General features: G+C 45.3%; 24 protein-coding genes. 19 read left to right on the forward strand and 5 right to left on the reverse strand.

What is annotated here, in order from left to right; all coding sequences use genetic code 11:
- Positions 1 to 793: 793 nt before the first annotated feature.
- The 5 genes from CP950_RS01780 to CP950_RS01800 all read left to right on the forward strand — a co-directional run bounded on the left by CP950_RS01780 (position 794) and on the right by CP950_RS01800 (position 6,605).
- Positions 794 to 2,056: a DASH family cryptochrome gene (locus CP950_RS01780; protein WP_096672131.1), complete on the forward strand. Its 1,263-nt coding sequence runs from the start codon at positions 794 to 796 to the stop codon at positions 2,054 to 2,056.
- An 81-nt stretch (positions 2,057 to 2,137) separates the two neighbouring features.
- Complete coding sequence (locus CP950_RS01785) at positions 2,138 to 2,791, forward strand: cupin domain-containing protein (protein WP_096672132.1); 654 nt, start codon at positions 2,138 to 2,140, stop codon at positions 2,789 to 2,791.
- Positions 2,792 to 2,959: 168 nt separating this feature from the next.
- On the forward strand, positions 2,960 to 3,448 hold the full coding sequence (locus CP950_RS01790) for a pyridoxamine 5'-phosphate oxidase family protein (protein WP_165766388.1): 489 nt from the start codon (positions 2,960 to 2,962) through the stop codon (positions 3,446 to 3,448).
- A gap of 157 nt (positions 3,449 to 3,605) precedes the next feature.
- Positions 3,606 to 5,027, forward strand: coding sequence for a short-chain fatty acid transporter (locus CP950_RS01795; protein WP_096672134.1), 1,422 nt, complete (start codon positions 3,606 to 3,608; stop codon positions 5,025 to 5,027).
- 132 nt (positions 5,028 to 5,159) lie between these two features.
- Entirely contained in the window at positions 5,160 to 6,605 is a 1,446-nt protein-coding gene (locus CP950_RS01800; protein ID WP_096672135.1) for an amino acid permease, read from the forward strand.
- Between the two features lie 24 nt (positions 6,606 to 6,629).
- Here the strand turns inward: CP950_RS01800 and CP950_RS01805 are convergent, their stop codons facing one another.
- Positions 6,630 to 7,298 carry a DsbA family oxidoreductase gene (locus CP950_RS01805; protein ID WP_096672136.1) on the reverse strand — a complete coding sequence of 223 codons (669 nt, stop codon included), beginning with the start codon at positions 7,296 to 7,298 and terminating at the stop codon, positions 6,630 to 6,632.
- A 169-nt stretch (positions 7,299 to 7,467) separates the two neighbouring features.
- Between CP950_RS01805 and CP950_RS01810 the strand changes: the two genes are divergently transcribed.
- From CP950_RS01810 to katG, 9 genes are all read left to right on the forward strand, one after another.
- Complete coding sequence (locus CP950_RS01810) at positions 7,468 to 8,043, forward strand: cytochrome b (RefSeq protein WP_243391882.1); 576 nt, start codon at positions 7,468 to 7,470, stop codon at positions 8,041 to 8,043.
- Positions 8,044 to 8,047: 4 nt separating this feature from the next.
- Positions 8,048 to 8,623, forward strand: a complete 576-nt coding sequence (locus tag CP950_RS01815) for a YceI family protein (protein ID WP_096672137.1) — start codon at positions 8,048 to 8,050, stop codon at positions 8,621 to 8,623.
- Positions 8,624 to 8,665: 42 nt separating this feature from the next.
- On the forward strand, positions 8,666 to 9,247 hold the full coding sequence (locus tag CP950_RS01820; protein WP_096672138.1) for a YceI family protein: 582 nt from the start codon (positions 8,666 to 8,668) through the stop codon (positions 9,245 to 9,247).
- A gap of 115 nt (positions 9,248 to 9,362) precedes the next feature.
- Positions 9,363 to 9,968 carry a DedA family protein gene (locus CP950_RS01825; RefSeq protein WP_096672139.1) on the forward strand — a complete coding sequence of 202 codons (606 nt, stop codon included), beginning with the start codon at positions 9,363 to 9,365 and terminating at the stop codon, positions 9,966 to 9,968.
- The gene (locus CP950_RS01830; protein ID WP_096672140.1) at positions 9,961 to 11,064 is read left to right on the forward strand and encodes a D-alanine--D-alanine ligase; all 1,104 of its coding nucleotides are present in this window, start codon (positions 9,961 to 9,963) and stop codon (positions 11,062 to 11,064) included. The genes CP950_RS01825 and CP950_RS01830 overlap by 8 nt, the downstream gene beginning before the upstream one ends.
- 2 nt (positions 11,065 to 11,066) lie before the next feature.
- Positions 11,067 to 11,591 (forward strand): hypothetical protein, encoded by a 525-nt coding sequence (locus CP950_RS01835; protein WP_096672141.1) that lies wholly within the window; start codon positions 11,067 to 11,069, stop codon positions 11,589 to 11,591.
- Complete coding sequence (locus tag CP950_RS01840) at positions 11,588 to 12,061, forward strand: YHS domain-containing (seleno)protein (protein WP_096672142.1); 474 nt, start codon at positions 11,588 to 11,590, stop codon at positions 12,059 to 12,061. Before CP950_RS01835 ends, CP950_RS01840 begins: the two co-directional genes overlap by 4 nt.
- Positions 12,062 to 12,087: 26 nt before the next feature.
- Positions 12,088 to 12,570 (forward strand): DoxX family protein, encoded by a 483-nt coding sequence (locus CP950_RS01845; RefSeq protein ID WP_096672143.1) that lies wholly within the window; start codon positions 12,088 to 12,090, stop codon positions 12,568 to 12,570.
- 251 nt (positions 12,571 to 12,821) lie between these two features.
- On the forward strand, positions 12,822 to 15,002 hold the full coding sequence (katG, locus tag CP950_RS01850) for a catalase/peroxidase HPI (RefSeq protein WP_096672144.1): 2,181 nt from the start codon (positions 12,822 to 12,824) through the stop codon (positions 15,000 to 15,002).
- Between the two features lie 98 nt (positions 15,003 to 15,100).
- On the opposite strand, the gene CP950_RS01855 is transcribed toward katG, so the two are convergent.
- Positions 15,101 to 15,868: an ABC transporter permease gene (locus CP950_RS01855; protein WP_096672145.1), complete on the reverse strand. Its 768-nt coding sequence runs from the start codon at positions 15,866 to 15,868 to the stop codon at positions 15,101 to 15,103.
- Entirely contained in the window at positions 15,858 to 16,799 is a 942-nt protein-coding gene (locus CP950_RS01860; protein WP_096672146.1) for an ABC transporter ATP-binding protein, read from the reverse strand. Before CP950_RS01860 ends, CP950_RS01855 begins: the two co-directional genes overlap by 11 nt.
- Before the next feature lie 148 nt (positions 16,800 to 16,947).
- Here CP950_RS01860 and CP950_RS01865 point away from each other — a divergent pair, with 148 nt between their 5' ends.
- The 4 genes from CP950_RS01865 (at position 16,948) to CP950_RS01880 (ending at position 22,274) form a co-directional block, all read left to right on the forward strand.
- Entirely contained in the window at positions 16,948 to 18,219 is a 1,272-nt protein-coding gene (locus CP950_RS01865; RefSeq protein WP_096672147.1) for an NRAMP family divalent metal transporter, read from the forward strand.
- Between the two features lie 87 nt (positions 18,220 to 18,306).
- Entirely contained in the window at positions 18,307 to 19,734 is a 1,428-nt protein-coding gene (locus CP950_RS01870; RefSeq protein ID WP_165766390.1) for an efflux transporter outer membrane subunit, read from the forward strand.
- A gap of 23 nt (positions 19,735 to 19,757) precedes the next feature.
- Positions 19,758 to 20,723 carry an HlyD family secretion protein gene (locus tag CP950_RS01875; RefSeq protein ID WP_207760174.1) on the forward strand — a complete coding sequence of 322 codons (966 nt, stop codon included), beginning with the start codon at positions 19,758 to 19,760 and terminating at the stop codon, positions 20,721 to 20,723.
- Positions 20,724 to 20,738: 15 nt separating this feature from the next.
- Complete coding sequence (locus CP950_RS01880; protein WP_096672150.1) at positions 20,739 to 22,274, forward strand: DHA2 family efflux MFS transporter permease subunit; 1,536 nt, start codon at positions 20,739 to 20,741, stop codon at positions 22,272 to 22,274.
- A gap of 50 nt (positions 22,275 to 22,324) precedes the next feature.
- On the opposite strand, the gene CP950_RS01885 is transcribed toward CP950_RS01880, so the two are convergent.
- Both CP950_RS01885 and CP950_RS01890 read right to left on the reverse strand, forming a co-directional pair.
- A complete protein-coding gene (locus CP950_RS01885; RefSeq protein ID WP_096672151.1) occupies positions 22,325 to 22,606 on the reverse strand; it encodes a SemiSWEET family sugar transporter in 282 nt (93 codons plus the stop codon).
- Between the two features lie 23 nt (positions 22,607 to 22,629).
- Entirely contained in the window at positions 22,630 to 23,103 is a 474-nt protein-coding gene (locus CP950_RS01890; protein ID WP_096672152.1) for a glutathione peroxidase, read from the reverse strand.
- Positions 23,104 to 23,251: 148 nt separating this feature from the next.
- On the opposite strand from CP950_RS01890, the gene CP950_RS01895 reads away from it, so the two are divergent.
- Complete coding sequence (locus CP950_RS01895; RefSeq protein WP_165766391.1) at positions 23,252 to 23,896, forward strand: glycosyltransferase family 2 protein; 645 nt, start codon at positions 23,252 to 23,254, stop codon at positions 23,894 to 23,896.
- The last annotated feature ends 19 nt before the right edge of the window (positions 23,897 to 23,915 follow it).

The following is a 23,915-nucleotide window of genomic DNA, read 5'->3' on the forward strand; positions in this document are numbered from 1 at the left end:
CTGACCACCCGCAGAGCCCCTGTTTATAATGGTCTATCTTGGGTGTCTGCTCTCATAAGAAAGAAGCCCTAGGGGTCTTGTAACAAAGACCTCAATAGATTCAAGAGCTTAGTGGTCGATTAGGTAGTCAAAATTGCTTACACACCGGAGCAAAAACCGAGGTGTGTAGTAAATGCGGTTTTAGTGTGGTTTTGAAGTGGTAAACACCAGTAGTAAGGTGTGTAGTGAATGTAACGATTTAGGGCCCATAGCTCAGTTGGTTAGAGCAGAGGACTCATAGCGAAAGTTGTGCCTTATGCGTGGAAACTGCATAAGGGATGGTGTCAAATTCGGAGAAAGCTAAAGGTAGCCAAAAGCTGCACAAGCTAACGCCGAGCCAAGCTTAGTAGAAATACTTTGAAGGTGTAGAGACTAGACGGCACCCATCTAAGTCGAGCAATCGATATGATGAAGGCATAGTCCAGGGAGTAGTGAAAGCTACACAAACCGGAATCCTTTGGTCCCAGGTTCAAGTCCTGGTGGGCCCACCAGAAATGAAAATACCAACCTTAGGGTTGGTATTTTTTTGAGCGTTACTTAAAGTAACGCTGCAGTAGCAATTTGGAGCTTTTAATAGTTGATTTTGGTTTAGTTTGCTCTATCCTCGCCGGTTTATATGATTTCATCGATGCTAGGAGTGAGTGTGAATTAAATCATCGCACATAGAGAGAAATGCAGAAATTCCATTAAAAAGTGTCAAAATGATGCTTATTAAAGTAATCACTAAAAAACTCTCTTTGGTAGTGGACCTAAATTGACAGCAGTTCACACTGCCATATATTGGTTTAGAAGCGATCTTCGCTTACGCGACAATCCAACATTTATAAAGGCCTGTAAGGAAGCTGAATTTCTGTTGCCTGTTTATATTCATTCAAACCACTTGGAGGAAGAAGCTGCTTGGGGTTTTCCAAGAGTGGGTGGGCAGCGCAAAGCTTTTTTACAGGAGTCTTTAGAAGATTTACGAACGCAACTCAGGGCGATGGGGTCAGACTTAGTTGAGTTAAGCGGTGACATTCTTGAAGTATTTGAGGAATTACGTACTAAGCTAGATGCCAATCAGATTTACTGTGAACAAATTAAGGCTCCAGAAGAATTGGAGCAAGTTGCAATACTGAGTCACGCGGGTTTTGAGCTTAAGTCTATTTGGCAGTCATCCATGTTGGATCCTCAGGACCTGCCCTTTAAAGCAGAAGACATGCCCGATGTCTTCACGCAATTTCGCCAGCAAGTTGAAAAACATAAAATAAGATTTGCGAAGCCTGTTGATGCCCCTGTTAGCATTCCTCCCCTACCAAGCAGTCATAGAGTTCAGGATCAAGCAACTACTTTTGATGCATCCTCTAGCAAGAAATCATTTCTGGGTGGAGAAACCAGTGCGCTTGCTCATATTAATCAGTACTTTGAACGACGTCTTCCAGATACCTATAAGCAAACCCGCAATGGCTTAGTTGGTATGGATTATTCAAGTAAGTTCTCGCTATGGCTTGCAGGGGGCTGTTGCTCAGCTAGATTGATCGCAAAACAACTGGCAGAGTATGAGCTTCTCTATGGCGCAAATGATGGCACGTATTGGCTTTGGTTTGAGCTGCTTTGGCGAGACTATTTCCGCTTTTTACACTTTAAGTTTGGCAACAAGCTATATCGCTCAAGAGGTTTGGGTGCCGCACCTAGCAACCAGTTTAATGAAGCAAAGTTTCAGCAATGGGCTTCTGGCAATACTGGTGAGTCATTAATAGATGCTGGTATGCGTGAGCTATCGACAACCGGATATCTATCTAATCGAATGCGCCAAGTAGTTGCGAGTTACTGGATTTACAACATGAAGGGCGACTGGCGGGCTGGCGCCGCTTGGTTTGAGTCGCAACTGATTGACTATGACGTGTATAGCAACCAAGGAAACTGGTTATATATAGCTGGTAAGGGCACGGATCCTAGAGGGGGAAGGCCCTTTAATGTGGCCAAGCAAACCCAAGATCATGACCCTGATGCCATATACCGAAACATGTGGCTGAAATAAGCGCAACGATATTGAGAAAAGTACGCTAAGCAGATTTGCTTGTTATGCTTATCGTTATCACTGAAAATCAAAAATAAACAAATGAATATCAATGCGGATTACAGCCAGAAAGTCGTTATCAATCATCACGATTTGCCGTGGATTGAAAGTCCAGAGTCTGGGGTGGAAAGGCGGATGCTTGAGCGCTCAGGCGATGAGGTAGCAAAAGCCACTTCTTTAGTGCGCTATCAACCCGGATCTAGATTTCCTATTCATACCCATGAATTTGGGGAAGAGATATTCGTCTTAGAGGGAATCTTGAGTGATGAAACTGGCAGTTATCCTGCTGGCACTTACATCATGAATCCCCCAGGTTCCGCCCATGCTCCTTTTAGTGAGGCTGGGTGCACTCTCTTCGTGAAGTTGCGGCATCTTGGTCCAGAGCAAGTGGAGCGAGAAGTCGTTGATACGAGAACAGCGCCGTGGCTGCAAGGGATGGTGCCAGGTTTGCATGTTATGCCTCTCATGCAGCAGGGCAGTGGATCGACTTTAGTTCGATGGGCACCGCAAACGTATTTCAATCCACACAAACATTTCGGCGGAGAAGAGATCTTTGTGGTGGATGGAGTGTTCGAAGATGAGCACGGGCGCTACCCCGCTGGGTCATGGATTAGAAGCCCACACATGAGTCTGCATCAACCCTTTAGTAAAGAAGGCTGCACCATCTTTGTTAAAACGGGACATCTACTAAGTTAGGTGAGCAGCGTTAGATCAGCGGCATCTCAAAATACCATCCAGCAGGGTGGTATTTTTTTATCACCAATTCAATATGTTGGCTAACGCACAGTCTTTTACCAGCGCTTCTTTAAGGTGGTGAGTGGATCAATACTTTCCTACTAAATGAAGACTAAGGAGTCGCCAGCAATGAAAAAAAACAAGGATGTGCATAATTTGCACGAAGTAGTAAATGAATTTGAAGCGGCCATGTTGGTGACTCATGATGCGAGCAAAATTCATGCGCGGCCGATGGTGATCGCGCGCTTAGACGAAAAGATGGGCGTCTATCTGATAACTGATATTCACTCTGTCAAGGTGGATGAAATGAAGGTGAATCCCCATGCCTTACTTACTTTTCAAAGTTCTAGCCAATTCGCCACAGTGAGCGGCGACTTGCTCATGGTGCAGGACCGAACCTTAATAGAGTCGATGTGGAAAGAAGTCTGGCAGGTATGGTTTCCTTTGGGCAAGACCGATCCAAACATTACCTTGCTGCAATTCACGGCTCACGAGGGTGATTTTTGGGATAACGCTGGCATGAAGGGACTCAAGTATGTCTATAGCGCTGCTAAAGCCTATGTGTCTGGAGAAACACCTGTACCAAACAAAGAGCTACACGCCAAAGTAAATCTATAGCTTAAGACTTTTAGTTTTTAGCCTAAGAAAAACCTCATCAGCGTTGGTGAGGTTTTGTTTTTAAGGATAGGGCTCGATTGCCTCCGTATAATCGCCCCCATCATGCATTAATAACCTTGGTTTTACTGCAAATCCAACAAAAACATCAGGGAGATATATGAACAATTCCATTGAAAACAGCTTCTTTGCGCGCTTCGCAATTAAGTGCGCCAATTGGGCGGAACGCTGGTTTCCAGATTCTTGGGTGTTTGCAGTTGTGGCGGTGGTTGTGGTGGCGGTCGCTACTTTAGGTATTGGAGCCGCCCCAAAAGAAACGGCGATGGCCTTCGGTAATGGCTTTTGGAGCCTCATTCCTTTTACGATGCAAATGGCTTTCGTTGTGATTGGCGGTTACGTTGTAGCTAGCTCGCCACCAGCAACAAAATTGATTGAGAAATTAGCCAAAATTCCTAAGAATGGCCGTTCAGCTGTGTGTTGGGTTGCAGCTATTTCGATGGCAGCCTCTTTGCTGAACTGGGGCTTATCTCTCGTGTTTGGCGGGCTCTTAGTAAGAGCGTTGGCGCGCCGCGTAGATTTAAAGATGGATTATCGTGCAGCTGGCGCTGCGGCATACCTCGGTCTTGGCGCTGTGTGGGCCCTAGGCCTCTCCTCCTCAGCAGCTCAGTTGCAAGCCAATCCTGCAAGTCTGCCTCCTGCGGTTCTGGCGATCACTGGTGTCATTCCTTTTACAGAGACGATTTTTTTATGGCAGTCAGGCGTGTTGCTTGCTGCATTGATTGCCGCCTCTTTAGTTGTGGCGTATTTTTCTGCCCCAGGACCTGAGGCAGCGCGAAGTGCTAAAGAGTGTGGTGTGGATGTTGCTTTGCCAGAAGTAAAGCCTTTGGAGCGCACACGCCCTGGCGAGTGGTTGGAATACAGTCCTATCCTAATTATTTTGTTGGCTGCCTTAGCCGCAGGCTGGCTGTTTAATGAGTTTTCTACCAAACCCTTTATTAATGCGATCTCTGGTTTAAATACCTACAACTTCTTATTCTTAATGGTGGGCGCTTTACTCCATTGGCGTCCAAGAAGTTTCTTGGATTCAGTAAGCAAAGCGGTACCGGCCACTACTGGCGTATTAATTCAGTTTCCACTCTATGGATCTATTGCAGCACTACTGACGCAGGTCAAGGGGATGGACGCGCATACTTTATCGCACCATATTTCAGTATTCTTTGTGCAAATTGCATCGCATGATAGCTTCGCGGTTCTCATGAGTATCTACTCTGCAGTACTAGGGTTCTTTATTCCCTCAGGTGGCGGCAAGTGGATTATTGAGGCGCCTTACGTGATGCAGGTAGCCAATGATCTGCATTACCACTTAGGTTGGGCGGTGCAAATCTACAACGCCGCTGAGGCCTTGCCTAACTTAATTAATCCGTTCTATATGTTGCCGCTATTAGGTATTTTGGGTATTAAGGCACGTGAGTTGATTGGTTTTTCTTTTGTTCAACTATTGGTGCATACCCCTTTAGTGCTATTTTTGCTCTGGTTCTTGGGAACTACTTTGACCTACGTTCCGCCTATCCTCGCTTCCTAAGATAGTGATGAAGTAGATGGCGTGGCTCAGTTTCTTGGGCATGCTCTGACGAATAGCCGTTCGTAGCTTTTAGTGACAAGTACTGTCAGCGGCTAGTATGATTGCGTATCTTGACCCGACTCCTTTTGAGATATGGCAAACACAGTAGAACTAGAGCGTGGTTTAGGGCAACGCCACATCGAGATGATCGCCATTGGCGGTTGTATAGGTACTGGTCTATTCATGGGCTCAGGTAGAACTATCTCTTTGGCAGGGCCCGGCATCATTGTTATTTACGGAATTACAGGGTTGATTCTGTATTTTGTCATGCGGGCAATGGGCGAGTTACTGCTCTACAACCTAAATTACAAATCACTCGTTGACTTCTGTGAAGATATCTTAGGGCCTGCAGCAGGCTTCTTTGTTGGCTGGTCTTATTGGTTTGCGTGGATTGTGGCCGCCATCGCAGAAATTGTGGCAATTACGGGGTACATGTCTTTTTGGTTTCCTAACCTACCCCATTGGATATCTGCGCTCACAATTGTTATTTTATTGCTCGCCTTGAATTTATTAAGCGTAAAAGCATTCGGTGAGCTTGAATTTTGGATGGCCATTATTAAGGTTGTGGCTATCGTCGGTTTGATTCTATTGGGCCTCTATTTATGCTTCACTGGATTTGTCTCCCCCAGTGGCATTAAAGCCCAAGTCAGTAATCTGTGGTCGTACGGAGGCCTGATGCCTAACGGGGTCTCCGGCTTGCTTGCGGGTCTGCAAACAACGATTTTTGCATTTGCCGGCATGGAAGTCATTGGCACCATGATGGCAGAGGCAAAGGATCCAAAAATAATGCTTCCAAAAGCTATACGCAGTATTCCAGTTCGCATCATGCTCTTCTATATCGGCACTGTAACTGTGTTGATGATGATTACACCTTGGATTGATATTCCTCCCGATCAAAGTCCTTTTGTTGGTATGTTTTCCATGGTGGGCATGTTGAGTGCAGCCTCGGTTATCAACCTCGTCGTGGTCAGCTCGGCTACTTCATCTAGTAATAGCGGCATTTATGCTACCTCACGCATGTTGTATGGGCTAGCGCAGCAACACCATGCGCCAGCGATCTTTGGCAAGCTATCTTCCTTTCAAATTCCGGCGGGCGGCATCTTTGTGGCAACCGGATTAATTCTATCGGCGTCCCTAGTGCTCACCACCACTGAATCCATCATGGGTGCTTTTGAGTTAGTCGGCACTGTAGCAGCTTTAATCTTTATTTTTATCTGGACAATGATCCTGTTGGCTTATCTGAGCTATCGCAAGCGCCTGCCTCAAGCCCATCAGGAGTCTCAGTTCAAGATGCCGCTAAGTAAAATCACGCCTTACGTTGCCCTTGGCTTTTTTGCTGTTGTGCTTTACGCACTGATGCTCAATGAAGCAACTCGACTGGCGCTTTTTGCCTTACCAATTTGGTTTATTGGCCTAGGAATCATGTATTGGCTTAAAACACACCGTAGCGCTGATCAGCAAAAACTGATCGCTAGTTTTCAAGAAAAAGTAATTGCTCAAAACGCGGCAGCTAAGGCCTATCGCGCGCGATCGCACTAACTGGGTTGGCGAAAATTTGCAGCGCTACAAGTCAGTTGTATGCGCCTGTAATAATTGATCAAAGGCGTTCATAAAAGACTCAGGAGGTTGGGCGCCTTGCAAGAGATGGCGCTCATTGAGAATGATTGAGGGCACTGCATGAATACCTGAATCAACATAGGCCGCCTCCTCTTCCCGAACCGCTTGAGTAAACTCATCACCTTGAAGAATTTGCTGTGCTCTAACTTGATCTAAGCCCGCACGGCCAACAGCATCCAATAAATTCTGCTCATCATCCAAATCGACTGCAAGACAAAAGTAACTGTTGAGCAACTCTTTTTTAAGCGCAGCCTGCATTAATAGGTCATATTCTTTTGCGGCCCAGAAGAGCAGGCGATGACCGGCAAAGGTGTTGTAAACCCGCTTGCGTCCTTCAGGATGAAATTCAAAACCTGCCTCTAAGGCTTTAATACGAATTTGGTGCTGATTGGCTTTGACTTGCTCAGCGCTCAAGCCGTATTTTTCAGTTAGATGCTCTATTGCATCTTGGCCGCCTTTTGGCATTTTTGGGTTGAGTTCAAAGGCCCTAAAATGTACTTCAAAGTTGGCTATGTCCCGAAATTTGGCCATTGCCTGATATAAGTTGCCCAAACCCACCGCGCACCACGGACAGGCAATATCCGAGACAAAGTCGATTTTGATGGTGGGTTTCATGTTTTGATTCTACTGAAATTCTTCAGCAAGTTCTACGGGACGCTTACGGTACAGACCTTATCATCTTTATGAACTAGAATTTAGAAAGGCTATTGTGAAAGCACCTCCATCCCCTTAACGGAGGTCGAGCACCTTGATTAATTTAACCTTTTTAGTAAAGTCTGATCGTATGAACGAAACTGTTTCCTCACCCGTCATAAACAAAACGGGATATTCCCACGTTGCTATCGCCTTTCATTGGATCATGGCGATCCTCATTGTGGTCAATTGGACATTGGCTATTGTCATTGATGACATGCCTTTGGGCCCTGATCGCATCACTGGCTATAGCTGGCATAAGTGGTTGGGAATCACGGTACTTTTCTTGGTGAGTTTGCGCTTAATGTGGCGCGCTACACATCCTGCACCGAAGCTCGAGATAGCGATGCCCCTGTGGCAAGAACGTGCTATGCAGCTAACCCATATTGCCCTTTATTTCTTGATGTTCGCAGTCCCCTTAATGGGCTGGATGATGAGCTCAGCTGAGGGCTACACCGTCAATTACTTTGGCTTATTCGAGTTACCCAATTTAGTAGATAAAAACAAAGAACTAGGTGATCAACTGGGAGATCTGCATGGATTCCTGGCTTATGCGCTGTCAGGTTTTGTCGGCATACATGTCTTAGCAGCACTCAAGCACCAATTTATTGATAAAGATAATTTACTCGGTCGTATGTCTTTTTCTTCACGCTTAAAGAAAGATTAACTTCATGCAGATTCCCTTTTTAGCTGTAGCAAGAGCTTTGACCGCATTTGTTATTAGCTTTGCGGCTACACAGGCTTTAGCGACTGAGTATTCTGTGATTGATATGTCTAAAAGTAAGATCACTTTCACCAGTAAGTTGATGGGATCCAATCTGCAGGGTGGTTTTAATAAGTTTTCAGGTAAGGTCAAATTTAATCCAGACGAGCCCGAAAAAGCCAAAGCGAATTTAGTCATTGATATCACTAGCTTTAATGCCGGCGGTGAAGAGCTGCAAGAAGAGGCTGCGCGTAAGGATTGGTTCTTCACCAAGAGCTTTCCTACCGCCAGTTTTGTCAGTGACTCAGTTAAAAATCTTGGAAACGGTAAGCTAGAAATCCACGGGGCTTTGATGATTAAAGGCAAAATTCTACCCTTAGTAATTAGCTCTACGTATCAACTGCAAGGCAAGCAATTAATCTTTGATGCTAATTTTCAATTACTTAGATTGCAGTACGCTTTAGGAGCGGGAAACTGGGCAGACACTTCGGCCGTAGCAAATGAAGTGCCAGTCAAAGTACACTTAGTTTTAGATCCTAAATAGTATTTTTAGTTCAGTAGTCCTTTTTTAATTCTGGAGAAATAAATGAAATCAAAATTACTAATTACATTGTTAGCAGCGCTCGGGTTGACGGTTGGCTTCTCAGCAGTCGCTGCGCCAACAACTTTTGCAACCGATGCTAATCATACTTTTGCGCAGTTTGAGTACAGTCACTTAGGTTTTTCCACGCAAACGAGCCGCTTCAATACGGTTAGCGGAACGGTAACCATTGATCAAGCAGCCAAAAAAGGCAGCGCGGATATTACGATTGACACGAAGTCTGTCGATACTGGTTCAACCTTCTTCAATAAGCATATTCAGGATGAAGACTTCTTGGCTACTACACAGTTTCCAACAGCTACATTTCAGTCCGACGATATGATTTTCAAGGGCGATAAGCCTGTTGCCTTAAAGGGTACCCTGACTTTAAAGGGTGTTAGCAAGCCAGTCACCCTAAAAATTACCCATTTCGAGTGCAAGAAGCATCCAATGACAGGTGCCGATTACTGTGGCGCGAATGCTGAAACACAAGTTAAGCGTACTGAGTTCAATATGGGCAAATACGCTCCCAATGTCGGCGACCAAGTCACGATTCTGATTGCGATTGAAGCAGCCAAGAAAGAGTAACTTTCTTGGACGAGTGTGATGCCTTCACTCGGGCCGAAATTTAATTAACCCCAAAGCTAGACCACATACTAGCCTTGGGGTTTTTTTAATCCTTAATGGATAGCCGCAAATATTAATGAATTTATATCAGTTCCTAGAAAATGCATACTCGATGTTTTTAGCTATGCCTCGCCACCCTCTGTATTTAATGGGAGGTCTGATCTTGCTTAGTTTTGTATTCGAAGATGTGGCGGTGGCAGCTGGGGTTGCGTTTTCAACTGCGGGCTCTCTATTATGGAGCGAGTCTTTTATTGCGATTTGGTTGGGTATTGCCGCAGGGGATTTACTTCTCTATGCTACGGGATTCTTTTCAAGAAAAATTCCTTTTCTGAAACGGCGTTTTGTTGATAAGCCTCAAGTGCAAGAAAAAGTCTTAAATAAACATAATCTGATCGCAACTATTTTTATTGCGCGAATTACACCGGGCTTGCGCTTAGTGACTTATGTTTACGTAGGCTTTAGGCACATCAATTTTTACCGTTTTACTGCAATAGTTATGCTAGCGGTATTAATTTGGACGGCTAGCTTATATTTGACCAGCTTTTACTTGGGAGCTTGGATTGCTCAAACCCTGCCGATTCCTAAGCCGATTGCGGTAGCACTGCCCCTCCTGCTGTTAGCAATCATGACATTAATTTTTCCTTGGGCGAGATCAAAATGGCAGGGCAATAAGCATGCCTGATCAAGCTCCTAATCCCTTTTTAGCATCTAAACAGGGTAGCAAAGTACTGAGCTTCTTTGAGTTTTGGCCAGCTTGGCTATTTTATTTGCCGGTATATATCTTCATTGGCTTGCTGATGATGCGGTATCGCAGTTTTATGTTGCCTACCGCAGTAAATCCAAGATTGGATGGAGGTAAATTCTGCGGTGAATCTAAGCATGCCATTCTACAAACGGTAGAACACTATCTCCCTGAATACGCTGCGGTGCATTGTGCGATTGAGAAGAGGCATGATGCACCGCTCGAGGACGTCTTTGCAGAGTTGCAAGACCAATTAGAAAAGCGCAAAATTTCTTATCCTTTGGTGGCCAAACCCGATCTAGGCTGTCGTGGTGCTGGAGTCAACCTGATTCATAGTCCAGATCAACTGTATGCATATCTGCAAGCATTTCCAAATGGTGAATCCCTGATTTGCCAAGAATTGATTTCTTATGAAGCAGAGGCTGGAATATTTTATTGCAGACTACCTCATGAAGAAACAGGGCGAATTATTTCTTTAACCCTCAAGTATTTTCCAGTTGTGATTGGGGATAGTAAGCACACTTTGCATGATTTGATCATGAAGAATCCACGTGCTAGTGCGTTATCGCATCTTTACCTTCCCCGCCTTCAAGCTCGTTTAGGTGAGGTGCCTGTTGCGGGCGAAAAAGTCAGCTTAGTTTTTGCGGGAAATCACAGCAAGGGTGCTATTTTTAAAGATGGAGCACTCAAGATTAGTCAAACTCTAACGGAGACATTTGATGGGATCTCCAAAAGACTGCCCAGTTTTTATTTTGGACGCTTTGATGTGCGTTACGCCAGCTTTGAGCAATTGGAGAGGGGCAATGCGTTCCAGATTGTCGAGATTAACGGCGCTAGCTCTGAATCTACCCATATTTGGGATGCGAATTGCAGTCTAATGAAAGCCTACCGAGACTTATTTACGCAATTTCACTTGCTGTTCATGATTGGAGAGTACAACGTAAGACATGGGGCAAAGAAACAGGCTTTTAAGGAATTCGTAAAAGCCCATTTGCATGATAAAAAATTAAGTACCTTGTATCCTGGAACCCATTAGCAATGACTGTTAAAAAAAATGCGCAACAATTAATTGACTACACGATCGCAAATTTGGGGATGATGGGGCAACTTGCAGCCCATTTCCACCTGGAAATTCAAGAGCGCTATCGCGATCCTATCGGCGCTCACATTAGGCACATCATTGAACATTATGAAACTTTGATATTTAAGCGTTCATCTCAAATTAATTACGACACAAGACAGCGCGATATTTCTTTAGAGGAGAATCCTGTTGAGGCAGAAAATAGGCTCGCAGCTTTGTCAGAATATTTGCATAACGTTACCCTCTATGAGTTGGATGACCTTGTTAGCGTTAGTTCTGCAGGTGGATTATTTGGAGAGGTGGCTTTTATTAATCAATCGAGTGTGGGTCGCGAGTTATGCTTTCTTAATAGTCATGCAATCCACCACTTAGCTATCATTAAGCCTGCGTGCAAGCAGTTGGGTATTCCGCTCGATGAGTATTTCGGCTTTGCGTCTTCAACAGTGGCTCATCTTGAATCTCAAAAAATGGAGGTTTTATGAAAAAATTATTGACTCACATCATACTGGCTGTGGCCGCGCTTCTTATCTCGGCGACGAGCATTTGCGCTGCACCTGCAATCAATACCCTCAGTAGCGGATTATTCGAGCGTCAAACAGGCACTGCGATTCGTGGCTATGATCCGGTTGCTTATTTTGTGAGTAATAAACCCGTAAAGGGAAAAGAGGATTTTTCTTTTGACTGGAATGGGGCTAAATGGCTTTTTTCGTCGCAGGATAACTTGAATCTCTTCAAAGCAAATCCCGAAAAATATGCGCCCCAATATGGCGGTTATTGCGCTTATGGGGTTGCCGTGGATAATCTAGTCAGCATTGAGCCGGACAAATTTACTATCATTGGTGGCAAGCTCTACCTCAATTATGATGCTGATGTGCAAAGTACCTGGCGCAAAACCTCGGAAAAATACATCTCCGATGCAGATAAAAAGTTCAACGTATTATTGAAAAAATAAGCCATTAAATAATTAAGGAGGCATGTGTGAATTTTATTAAAAGAAACTGGGCTTGGATTTTGACAATCTATGTTGCTTTTGTTTTTATTCAATCCCTATTTTTTAAATTTACAGGCTCACCTGAAACCGTTTATATATTTCAAGGGAAATTGGATCCATGGGCAGCGAGTTTAGGCTTTCCAGGCGTTTTTGCCCCTGGCGGCATTTTTTCTGCCAAAGTCGTGGGAATATTTGAACTTATCGCCTCAGCCCTTTTGATTGTCGGGGCATTCATGCGCAAGCAGAATCCATGGATTCAAATTGTGGGTGCAGCCGTGGGATTGGGCGTGATTAGTGGCGCCATCTTCTTTCACCTCTTTACTCCATTGGGAATAGCGGTTGTGAATACCGATGGCAGTAGCGATAGTGGCCAATTATTCTCCCTTGCTTGTGGCGTATGGATTGCCTGTGCTTGGTTATTATTTCTGAATAAAGTGGTACTGCAAGGTGCGCTTAAGAAGTTCACCTAAATCGTTGTTCGCTTAGCTGTCCATCTAAAGATTGAATAAACCACCTACGGGTGGTTTTCTTTTGAACAAGCTTAAAAAGACAATGGCGGCTTAAAGCGCACAGAATTAGTCAAGCATCCAGCCCACATAAGCGTTATTTAGACCCTTATTAATTCAGTGCAGTTTTAAAGGCTGAATATGACTAGCCCCAGTAATGCTTACATGGGAGAATGAATTCATTCAATATCTATAAACAATGCAGGGAGCAAGCAATGCCAACAGAATCAGTGTGTCCATTTTCGGCGAGTAACATCGAGAAATTTAAGAATAAAGACTGGTGGCCTGAGCAGCTTGATTTAAGTTCACTCAATCAGCATTCGCCTTTAATTAATCCACTGGGTGCGGATTTTGACTATGCCGCAGAATTTAATACCTTAGATTTAAATGCAGTTATAGCCGATCTCCATTTATTGCTCACGACCTCTCAGGAATGGTGGCCAGCTGATTACGGCAACTACGGACCATTCTTTATACGTATGTCTTGGCACAGCGCGGGAACTTACCGAATTGCTGATGGACGCGGAGGAGCGGGTAGTGGCGCTCAACGTTTTGCGCCTCTCAATAGTTGGCCAGATAATGTTAATTTAGACAAAGCCCGTCGCTTGCTATGGCCCCTCAAGCAAAAGTACGGCAAGAAACTCTCTTGGGCAGATTTACTGGTATTGGCTGGCACGATTGGTATGCAACAGATGGGGCTACCAATTTATGGCTTTGCAGGCGGCCGCGTGGATGCTTGGGAGAGCGAAGAGATTTACTGGGGGCCGGAGAAAACCTGGCTTGGAGATGAGCGCTATACCGGTAAGCGTCAACTTGAGAGCCCACTTGCCGCCGTTCAAATGGGTTTGATTTATGTGAATCCCGAGGGTCCCAACGGCAAGCCGGATCCACTTGCAGCAGCGGTGGATATTCGAGAAACTTTTGCACGCATGGCGATGAACGATGAAGAGACTGTTGCACTCATTGCAGGTGGTCATACCTTCGGAAAAGCACACGGCGCCGCTGACCCTAATAAGTATGTTGGACCAGCACCAGAGGCCGCACCCATTGAACAGCAAGGCTTAGGCTGGAAAAATAGCTTTGGAACTGGTAATGCCGGCGACACGATTAGTAGTGGCTTGGAGGGAAGCTGGGTAAATCATCCAACGCAATGGGACGGTGAATACTTTGATAACCTTTTCGGCTACGAGTGGGAATTAACTACTAGCCCAGCGGGCGCCCATCAATGGACTCCGAAAGAGGCTGCTGCGCAAGGAACGGTACCAGACGCCCATGACCCAGCTAAGAAACATGCGCCCATGATGTTTACAACCGATTTAGCTTTAAGGTTAGATCCCATCTACGCACCGATCGCTAAACATTTTCATGAGAATCAGCAAGAATTTACCGAGGCTTTTGCTAAGGCTTGGTACAAACTGACCCACCGAGATATGGGTCCTATTACGCGTTACCTTGGCCCTTTAGTTCCTAAAGCGGAGCCTTTACTTTGGCAAGACCCTGTTCCTCCCGCTGTACTGCCTTTAATTGATGATGCTGATATCGGCAGTCTTAAGGAAAAGATCTTAGTTTCTGGCCTCTCTATCTCGCAATTAGTGAGAACGGCTTGGGCTTCTGCCTCAACCTTTCGTGGGGGAGATAAACGGGGCGGTGCTAATGGCGCACGAATTCGTTTGCAGCCGCAAAATCAGTGGCCAGTAAATCAACCTGCTGAATTAGAGAAGACCATCGCCATATTTGCGAAGATTCAACAAGAATTTAATCAGAGCCAAGCTCAAGGCAAGCAAGTATCGGTTGCCGATCTGATCGTGCTGGGAGGATCTGCGGCAATTGAAGCGGCAGCTAAAAAGGTGGGGCAGACGATCGCAGTGCCCTTTCAAGCTGGCCGTACGGATGCCCTACAAGAACAAACAGATATACATTCATTTGCGGCATTGGAGCCAGGCTCAGATGGTTTTAGGAACTATCTGGCTCCCGGCTCTGATAACCTGCCCGCGGCGCGCTTGGTTGACAGAGCTAATCAATTAACCCTGACCGCCCCAGAAATGACCGTGTTGATCGGTGGCTTAAGAGTGCTGAATGCGAATTTTGAGCAATCACCCGTCGGCGTCTTTACCAAAAGACCAGAGACCTTAACCAATGATTTCTTGGTTAACTTACTGGATATGAATATCGTTTGGAGTCCAGCAAAAGTAATGGGAACTTTTGAAGGTCACGACCGTTCGTCAAAGGCATTGCTGTGGACTGGCAGTACTGTTGATTTGGTATTTGGTTCCCATGCTCAATTACGGGCAATTGCTGAGGTGTATGCCAGTGCCGATGGTGAAGGGAAATTCCTTCATGATTTCGTAGCCGCGTGGACTAAGGTGATGAACTTAGATCGCTTTGATCTGAAGTAATGTTTGGGTGGAGATCAGATGCTAATGCAATGATAGAAAGAAAAATACCAACCCCAGGGTTGGTATTTTTTGTCTAGTCGTTTTGCTTATCGACTGATTTATTTCTTGAGTCGGTACCCTGTTTTAAAGATCCAAAAAACAGTCGCAATCGAGATGCCAAGGAAGGCTAAGGTCATGCCTAAGCTCACCCATAAGCTTACATCCTCAACGCTGTAAAAACTCCAACGGAAACCGCTGATCAAATAGACCACTGGATTAAGTAAGGCAACTTTTTGCCAAAAGGGTGGCAAGACCGAGATGGAGTAAAAGCTTCCACCCAAGAATGTAAGCGGGGTAATAATCAGTAAGGGCACAACTTGCAACTTTTCGAAGCCATCAGCCCAAATGCCGATGATGAAGCCGATCAAGCTAAATGTGACCGAGGTAAGCAACAAGTACACCAACATCCAGACTGGGTGATCGATTTTGACGGGCACAAATAAGGCGGAGGTCGCCAAAATAATGACCCCAAGAATGATGGATTTAGTGGCAGCCGCACCCACGTAACTGAGGATGATTTCAAAAGGAGAAAGCGGGGCAGACAGCAGCTCATAAATAGTGCCGCTAAATTTAGGGAAGTAAATTCCAAAGGAGGCATTGGAAATACTTTGCGTGAGGAGTGAAAGCATGATGAGACCGGGCACAATAAATGCACCGTAACTAATTCCCTCCATTTCAGTAATACGAGAGCCGATAGCGGAACCAAAGACAACAAAGTACAGCGAAGTTGAGATAACCGGTGCGATGATGCTTTGCATCAAGGTGCGCTTAGTGCGCGCCATTTCAAACTGATAGATTGCGCGGATACCAAAATAATTAAACGTCATGATTGTGTGCTCCAGCATTCACTAGGTTGACGAAGATTTCTTCTAAGGAGCTTTGGGTAGTATGTAGATCTTTAAATACAAGCCCGTGCTCCGCAAGGGCTCTCAGTAGTTCAGCAATACCAATTTGTTCGCTATTGGAGTCATAGGTATAAACCAGCTCACTCTTATCTCCTGAGAGAGTTAAGCCGGGGAGCTGGAGTTCAATAGGTAAACTATCAACAGGATGTTGTAGCTGCAGGGTTAATTCTTTCTTGCCTAGCTTCTTCATCAAGGTACGCTTGTCTTCTACGAGAATCAGTTCTCCCTTGCGAATAATGCCAATACGATCTGCCATCTCTTCAGCTTCTTCGATGTAGTGCGTTGTCAGAATGATGGTGGTTCCAGCATTTTGTAGTTCCTTTACCAGCTTCCACATATCTCTGCGTAAGCTCACATCAACGCCAGCGGTGGGCTCATCCAAGAAGAGAACTTTAGGTTCATGCGACAAAGCTTTGGCAATCATTACGCGGCGTTTCATGCCTCCTGAAAGCGTCATGATCTTACTGTTCCGTTTATCCCAAAGAGATAGTTCTCTTAGCACTTTCTCAATGAAGACTGGGTTTGGAGGCTTTCCATAAAGCCCTCGGCTAAAGGTCACGGTATTCCAAACGGTTTCAAAGGAGTCGGTAGATAACTCTTGCGGAACCAAGCCGATCAATGAGCGCGCTTCCCGATAATGCCCAATGATGTCTTGACCGTCGACCAACACTTGCCCTGAGCTGGGATTGACGATGCCGCAAATAATACTGATCAGCGTTGTTTTACCTGCGCCATTTTGCCCTAGTAAAGCAAAGATTTCGCCCTTAGCAATATCAAGATTAATATTTTTGAGGGCCTGAAAGCCAGATTGGTATGTTTTCGAAAGCTCGGAGATACTAATAATGTTATTCATTAGCTAGGATCTTACCTGAATAGCAGGAGATTCCTTGGTCTGATAGCCATCTAAAAATAGAAAAATACTGTAGACCTCAAGTAGTTTTGGCGTATCCCTTGAGAATCAAATACACTCAATCCATGGACACAATAGATCTCACGTGAATATGAAAATCAGTGCACTGTGGGCTCGTTTACGAAATCATCCTTTGGCTAGAGTTGGCCCTGGTTTTGTCACTGGTGTTGCTGATGATGACCCTAGTGGCATCGTCACGTACTCTCAAGCTGGCGCACAATTTGGCCTCAACATGTTGTGGACTATGCCCTTGAGTTACCCCCTCATGGCAGCGATTCAGGTTTTATGCGCTCAGATTGGCAGAGTAACAGGGCGCGGACTTGCGGCGAATATGAAAGCAAGCTTTTCACCTGCGATTTTATTTATGCTGGTCCTACTCCTGCTGATAGCAAACATGATTAACATTGCGGCAGATATCGCCGCTATGGGAGAGGTTGCCCAGCTTGTAACGGGAATCAGCTGGCACATCATGACGGCTGTATTTGTTTTTAGTACGCTTGCTTTACAAATCTTCGTGCCCTATCACCGCTATGTTTATTTTTTGAAGTGGTTAACACTCTCTTTATTGGCCTATGTAGCAGTGCTTTTTACGATTCATGTCCCTTGGGCCGAAGTGATCTGGAGTACTTTTTTACCGAAGCTGAAATTAAATGCAGATACTGCGGCCGTGGTAGTAGGTGTATTTGGCACCACGATCAGTCCCTATTTATTCTTTTGGCAGGCCTCACAAGAAGTAGAGGATATGAAAGTAGGCGGTGGTTCGGGCTTGCTCTATGAGGATGCCGCTGTTGGCAGGGCTGAGATAAGGCGTATTCAGTGGGATACCTGGAGCGGCATGTTCTATTCCAATGCCGCTGCTTATTTTATTATTTTGACCACTGCACTTACTCTGAATGCTGCGGGAATCAAAGATATTACTAGTGCTGCACAAGCGGCGGAAGCGTTAAGGCCACTCGCAGGAGACTTTGCCTATCTTCTTTTTGCTTTAGGTATTTTAGCGGTTGGTTTAATCGGAGTGCCGGTGTTAGCTGGTTCAGCTGCTTACGCCTTATCGGAAGTGTTCGGATGGCGGGCCAGCCTAGAAGATAAGGTTACTCAAGATAAAAAGTTTTATTTCATTATTGCGGTGAGTGTTTTGGGCGCCCTTGTGATTCAATATTCACCGATTAACCCTATGAAAGCTTTATTCTGGAGCGCAGTCATTAATGGAGTCGTTGCAGTGCCCTTGATGGTCGCCATTCTCGTATTGGCTTCGCGTACTTCGGTAATGGGCTCATTTGTAGCTCCCAAAGGTATTTTGATGCTTGGTTGGTTGGCTACGGCGGTGATGTCTATAGCCGCAGTACTGATGTTGTTCGCTTAAGCTCTTATTCAAGCTTTTTTCAGTTCAAAATCCGCTAAACAGGAAAAGATAGAAGCGCTTAAAATGGCACATCTTTTTAAGAACTCTATGAAAACCCTTTCGTCTGCTCCACTTGTTCTGTTATGCACGGCTTTAAGTTTGCTGCTGTCATCATGTGCTTTTTATCCAAGAGACAGCCTTCCAGAACAGGCGGTCACACCTATGGAGTTAGTAGAGCCCAAAGTAGATCAGCAAGCTAAGCTCGTTCAAGATCTTTGGTGGACAGTATTTGAGGATCCACAATTAAATCAGTTAGTTACTCTGAGCCTACGCTCGTCACCGAGTTTAGAGATTTCAGGGGCGCGGATTGTGGCGGCACAAGCAATGCTTGATACGGAGACTGCCGCATTTCTGCCGCAGATCGGGGTAGGGGGTCAAGTAGATCGCCAGCAGCTTTCCCAGAACTATATTTTCTTGCCAAGCTTTCCGGTCTATACCGGCTATGGTCTAGTGAATGCCTCATTAAATTGGTCGCTCGATATTTGGGGAAAGCAAAAGAAATACTTTGATGCTGCAAAAAATCAAGTCAAGGCCGTTCGCGCAAATTATCAAGCTTCGGCATTATTGCTTTCGACAACAGTAGTGCGGGTCTATTTTGATTACGATCGCGCGGTACAAATGCAAACTTTGTATGCCAAGGATGTAGAACTTAAAAAGAACTTGTATCAAATTGCCTTGGACAGGCAAAAGGTCGGTATCGCAGATGCCACTTTAGTGAATCAACGTAAGGTAGACTTTGAGGGCGCCCAGGCGAATGTCAGTCAGGCAAAGCTTACCGTCAAGATCATGCAACATCAATTAGCGGCATTAGCAAAAGAGGGCCCTTCTTGGGGTGAGGCGCTTAAACCTCCAATTCTCCAGGCTAATGCCCTCAACTTACCAGAAACTATTCCAGCAAACTTACTCGAGCGCAGACCGGATCTGCAGGCTTTACTCAGTCAAATTGATGTAGCTAAACTGCAACTAGAAGGTGCAAAATTAGAGTACTTACCTGACGTCAACTTAGCCGGCTTCTTTGGATTTCAGTCCTTTGGTTTAAGTCAGTTGTTTGCCAGTAAAAGCCAGCAATTTAGTATTGGCCCGGCAATTAATTTGCCTATTTTTGATGGTGGCTTAATTGCTGCCAATATCACCAGTAAGGAAGCCGGAAGAAATCAAGCGATTGCTACTTATCAAGAGCAGCTAGTACAGGCGCTGCGTGAGGTAGCAGATGGAATTAGCTCGATGAAGAGCTCGCAAGCCAATTATGAGAGCTATACCAAAGCCTTTCAGAGCGCCAAAACTAATTACGACATTACTCAGCGCCGAAGTGATGTCGGTATTAATTCCAAAGAATCCGTGCTAAACGCAGAGCAAGCCTACATTGTCCAAGGTCAAAATTATGCAGATGCTAAAGCCAAAATGCTTACAGCCAACGTCGTCTTAGTCCAAGCTCTAGGCGGCTCCTATCTCCGCACTACCGCTCAATCTCATTAAATATGAATGAAAAGAATTTAAATATGGAAGCTATTCCTGAAAAGAAAAAATTCGATCGACCTAAGGCATTCAAAATCTTTTTGATAGCCCTCGTTTGCGCCTTTGCGCTGGCTCTGATTCTTTGGTTCATCTTTGGTCATAATTCAGAGTCTACGGACGATGCCTATGTCGGTGGTTCTCAGATTCAAATCGTGGCACAGGTTGAAGGTGCTGTCGCTTCCGTTGAGGTATCTGAAACGCAAGTGGTTAAAGAAGGTCAAACCCTATTTAAAATTGATCCAACGGAAGTAAAAATCGCTTCTGAAAAAGCGGATATTGAGTTGCTTAACGCCGCCGCCGATTATCAAAAGCGCACTGCCTTGCAGGGTGACGCAGCGGTTTCTAAGGAAGAGCTAGAGCATATGCGATTGGTGTTTAAGAAGGCTGTTGAAAATGCCCGTCAAGCCTACATTAACGTGTTACGCGCAAATGTTCAAAGCCCCGCTAAAGCTATCCTAGCTAAACGCTATGCTCAAGTAGGCCAAAGAGTCGCACCAGGCACGGCACTTGCTTTAATAGTGGCTGATGATGATATTTGGGTTGATGCGAACTTTAAAGAAGGTCAGCTAAAGAATATTCGTATTGGTCAGCCAGTTACATTAGAGTCCGATATCTACGGCGGGAAGATGGAATATCACGGCAAGGTAGTTGGCTTTGCCCCAGGTACTGGTTCTACACTCGCGCTTTTACCTCCGCAAAACGCCACAGGTAATTGGGTCAAAGTAGTGCAGCGCTTATCTGTGCGCATCGCCTTAGATCCAAAAGAACTACATGACTTTCCTCTGCATGTTGGGCTCTCGATGGATGTCAAGGTCAATACCAAAGATACTCAGGGCGCCCCCTTGCAGGGAATGGAGGCGGGCCCAATTAGTAGCACCTCCATTTATCAGAAGCAATTTGATGCAGCTGAAAATCATATTCGGTCTCTTGTGCAGCTGCAAAAGCATTAATCCTTAGCAAACGCAATGGCAACAACTCAGAATCCCCCGCAGTTAGTAGGGCTCAAGTTAGTTCTTGCTACAGTGGCATTGGGTCTTGGATCTTTTATGAACATCCTAGATATTTCCATTGCAAACGTGTCTTTGCCAGCGATTGCCGGGGACTTTGCTGTTAGTCCGGCACAGGGCACCTGGGTAATTACCTCTTATGCAGTGAGTGAGGCGATCATGCTACCTCTCACAGGATGGTTAGCGGGGCGGTTTGGTGATGTGCGCCAATTTATTGTTGCCACCCTCTTATTTACCTTGGCCTCTCTTTTATGTGGTGCTTCACAGTCGTTTGAGATGTTGCTCTTTTCTAGAGTGTTGCAAGGGGTAGTGGGAGCCTCGATGATTCCTTTATCCCAGTCTTTGATTATCAAAATCTTTCCAGCAAATAAGCGCGGGGCAGCTTTGGGTATTTGGTCTCTGACATTAATCGTGGCGCCCGTATTAGGCCCAGTGGTTGGCGGCTGGCTTACAGATAATTACGTATGGCGCCTCGTTTTCTTTATCAATATTCCTTTTGGTCTCCTGTGTGCCTACGCAGTAACCAAGACGATGAAGGGTCGTGAGTCACCTAAGGTGATTAAGCCGATTGATAAGTTAGGACTGGGTTTGTTGACAGTAGGTATTGGCTCACTACAGATACTGCTAGATAAAGGCAATGAACTCAATTGGTTTGAGTCATCAACCATTGTGACTTTGGCGGTAGTCTCTGCTATTTGCTTAATTAGCTTAGTCATTTGGGAGCTTGGTGAGGAGCATCCCATTGTAGATCTCAGGCTCTTTGCCGACCGTAACTTTTTAATCGCTGCGACCTGCTTGGCGGTAGGCAGTTACGCCTTTTATATCTTTGTCATTATTGGCCCTTTATGGATGCAAACGCAATTGGGATACACGCCGACCTTAGCCGGCGAGGTGATGGCAATCACCGGCCTCCTGTCCATATTTTTTGGCCCATTTTTCGGAATCAACCTTGACCGCATTGGAGCCAGGCAGGTTGCTACGATTGGTTTTACAGCCTTTGGTATCTCCGCTTGGATGAGTGGCTCTATCACTTCTAACGCGTCCTTTGAGCATCTCCAATTAGTCCGACTGTTAGCGGGTATTGGGATCGCTGGATTCTTTGTGCCGATGACCGCCATTTCCCTCTCGCAAATGAAGCCACAGCAGATTAGCTCTGCCACTGGCCTTACTAACTTTCTCAGAAATATGGGCGGTAGTGTGGGCACTGCCGTAGGGGTTACGATTTGGCAAAATAACGCCGCCAATAAACATGCCCAGTTAACTGAATATGTGAACGCTAGTAACCTTGCTTACGATCATTTTATGACGACGCTGACCTCACGCGGGCTCTCTGTGTTGGAGAGTAAGCAATATATAGATCTTCTCGTAAATGCCCAAGCCTATGTGTTATCGACCAATCATTTACTCATGATGTCTGGCGTGATTATGGCTTCCTTGATTCCGATTGTGTGGTTTGCTAAACCACCTTTTGGCGGTGGTGGTGGAGGACACTAATTACCTGAGTGTCTTGAGTAAATGACTGAAGCCATTTATCCCCCTTGCCCCTATTTTTTGCTTTCTCGACGTTCTTCTAGCTGGTGTTGGATCTTTAAGTACAGAATGGTTACCGATAAAACAAAGGTAATTAGATTGGCCAGCAAAATGGGTGCGCTGTCGATTCGGTACCCATAAATCATCCACAGCACGACACCGCAAGTAAATGCGGCATACATCCCCAAGGAGATTCCAGAAAGATCTTTGGTAGTAATGGAGTGATATGTTTGCGGAATAAAGGCTGCCGTCGTCAAGCAGGCTGCAATAAAACCAAGTAGATTGTCAAAATCCATAAGACCTCAGCTTTTTAGCTTTACTAGAGTAATTTTTGGATCTCACTACGAATGCTATTGGGCGATGTGGCGGATGCATATCTTTCTACAGGCTTGCCGTCGCGATTCACTAAAAACTTGGTAAAGTTCCATTTAATAGCTTCGGTTCCCAACAGCCCGGGTGCGGCGTGCTTTAAATATTCAAACAAGGGATGGGTATTGGCGCCATTCACATCTGTTTTTTGAAATACCGGAAAAGTCACCCCGTAATTTACAGTACAGAAATTTTCAATTTGCTCAGCAGTGCCTGGCTCCTGACCGCCAAACTGGTTGGAAGGGAAGGCGAGGATTTCTAAACCCTGGGTATGGAATTCATCATATAAAGATTGGAGTTCGCGATACTGGGAGGTAAAGCCGCACTCACTGGCAACATTCACAATGAGCAATACCTTATTTGCATAGTCATGTAGGGATTCAGATTGACCGTTCAGGCGTTGCAAGGGAATATTGGGCAGCATGGATGAGTCCTTTTGGATGGGGTAAACATGTTCTTCGATATTTCAATGTAGCTGATTTTTAGTGTTTATGCTTCATTTTCGTCAGGCACTCCACTTTAAGTTGCTACAACGGACTAATGTCATGGTTTCATGCTCTAATACGAGCCAAATGATTACAGTTGTGATTGCCTCCTACAAATACGGCCACCTTGCTGCGCACTGCATCGAGTCTTTACTATCGCAAACTAAGCAGCCAGAACGCATTCTGTTTGTGGATGATGGTATAGCGGATTGCAATCACTTGCCTGCTTTATATCCCGAGATTGAATATATTTTTAGACCTACTAACTTGGGTACGGTAGATAATTTTCAAGATACGCTTTCGCGGGTTGAAACTGAATACGTACTGTTCATCGGCGCTGATAATTGGTTGCGTTCTGATGCAATTGAATTACTCTCTGATGCCACTGCCGATATCGTGACTTACGATATCGTTGTCACCGGTGAATTAAAAGAAGAAATGCTGGCGCGAGTTCCGGGCCAAACTCACCCCCAATTTGGAAACTTGTACTGGGATCGACAGAACCAGCATCATGGCTCCATGATGTATCGCACCACCTTGGGTAAAGAGATTGGTTACAAGAAGCGCTTTGAAGATGGTTTTCACCCTCAAGAAGATTGGAACCTCTGGGACAAGATGCTCGAAAAAGGAGCAACGGTTGCCAGCCTAAAGCAAGGGCTTCTGTACTATAGAAGACATCGCGAAAACTACCTGAAATACGATCCAGAGATTCTGCCTTTTCTGGCAGGCTAAAAATATTCCGCTGCAATAC

It is taken from the genome of Polynucleobacter meluiroseus (assembly GCF_900205755.1).
In the GTDB taxonomy this organism is placed as follows: Bacteria; Pseudomonadota; Gammaproteobacteria; order Burkholderiales; family Burkholderiaceae; genus Polynucleobacter; species Polynucleobacter meluiroseus.

What these genes read in the sequence shown, in the direction of transcription:
- CP950_RS01785 (WP_096672132.1), top strand. Translation starts at nt 2,138, where the DNA reads ATGAATATCAATGCGGATTACAGCCAGAAAGTCGTTATCAATCATCAC.
- CP950_RS01790 (WP_165766388.1), top strand. Translation starts at nt 2,960, where the DNA reads ATGAAAAAAAACAAGGATGTGCATAATTTGCACGAAGTAGTAAATGAA.
- CP950_RS01795 (WP_096672134.1), top strand. Translation starts at nt 3,606, where the DNA reads ATGAACAATTCCATTGAAAACAGCTTCTTTGCGCGCTTCGCAATTAAG.
- CP950_RS01800 (WP_096672135.1), top strand. Translation starts at nt 5,160, where the DNA reads ATGGCAAACACAGTAGAACTAGAGCGTGGTTTAGGGCAACGCCACATC.
- CP950_RS01805 (WP_096672136.1), bottom strand. Translation starts at nt 7,298, where the DNA reads ATGAAACCCACCATCAAAATCGACTTTGTCTCGGATATTGCCTGTCCG.
- CP950_RS01810 (WP_243391882.1), top strand. Translation starts at nt 7,468, where the DNA reads ATGAACGAAACTGTTTCCTCACCCGTCATAAACAAAACGGGATATTCC.
- CP950_RS01815 (WP_096672137.1), top strand. Translation starts at nt 8,048, where the DNA reads ATGCAGATTCCCTTTTTAGCTGTAGCAAGAGCTTTGACCGCATTTGTT.
- CP950_RS01820 (WP_096672138.1), top strand. Translation starts at nt 8,666, where the DNA reads ATGAAATCAAAATTACTAATTACATTGTTAGCAGCGCTCGGGTTGACG.
- CP950_RS01825 (WP_096672139.1), top strand. Translation starts at nt 9,363, where the DNA reads ATGAATTTATATCAGTTCCTAGAAAATGCATACTCGATGTTTTTAGCT.
- CP950_RS01830 (WP_096672140.1), top strand. Translation starts at nt 9,961, where the DNA reads ATGCCTGATCAAGCTCCTAATCCCTTTTTAGCATCTAAACAGGGTAGC.
- CP950_RS01835 (WP_096672141.1), top strand. Translation starts at nt 11,067, where the DNA reads ATGACTGTTAAAAAAAATGCGCAACAATTAATTGACTACACGATCGCA.
- CP950_RS01840 (WP_096672142.1), top strand. Translation starts at nt 11,588, where the DNA reads ATGAAAAAATTATTGACTCACATCATACTGGCTGTGGCCGCGCTTCTT.
- katG (WP_096672144.1), top strand. Translation starts at nt 12,822, where the DNA reads ATGCCAACAGAATCAGTGTGTCCATTTTCGGCGAGTAACATCGAGAAA.
- CP950_RS01855 (WP_096672145.1), bottom strand. Translation starts at nt 15,868, where the DNA reads ATGACGTTTAATTATTTTGGTATCCGCGCAATCTATCAGTTTGAAATG.
- CP950_RS01860 (WP_096672146.1), bottom strand. Translation starts at nt 16,799, where the DNA reads ATGAATAACATTATTAGTATCTCCGAGCTTTCGAAAACATACCAATCT.
- CP950_RS01865 (WP_096672147.1), top strand. Translation starts at nt 16,948, where the DNA reads ATGAAAATCAGTGCACTGTGGGCTCGTTTACGAAATCATCCTTTGGCT.
- CP950_RS01870 (WP_165766390.1), top strand. Translation starts at nt 18,307, where the DNA reads ATGAAAACCCTTTCGTCTGCTCCACTTGTTCTGTTATGCACGGCTTTA.
- CP950_RS01875 (WP_207760174.1), top strand. Translation starts at nt 19,758, where the DNA reads ATGGAAGCTATTCCTGAAAAGAAAAAATTCGATCGACCTAAGGCATTC.
- CP950_RS01880 (WP_096672150.1), top strand. Translation starts at nt 20,739, where the DNA reads ATGGCAACAACTCAGAATCCCCCGCAGTTAGTAGGGCTCAAGTTAGTT.
- CP950_RS01885 (WP_096672151.1), bottom strand. Translation starts at nt 22,606, where the DNA reads ATGGATTTTGACAATCTACTTGGTTTTATTGCAGCCTGCTTGACGACG.
- CP950_RS01890 (WP_096672152.1), bottom strand. Translation starts at nt 23,103, where the DNA reads ATGCTGCCCAATATTCCCTTGCAACGCCTGAACGGTCAATCTGAATCC.
- CP950_RS01895 (WP_165766391.1), top strand. Translation starts at nt 23,252, where the DNA reads ATGATTACAGTTGTGATTGCCTCCTACAAATACGGCCACCTTGCTGCG.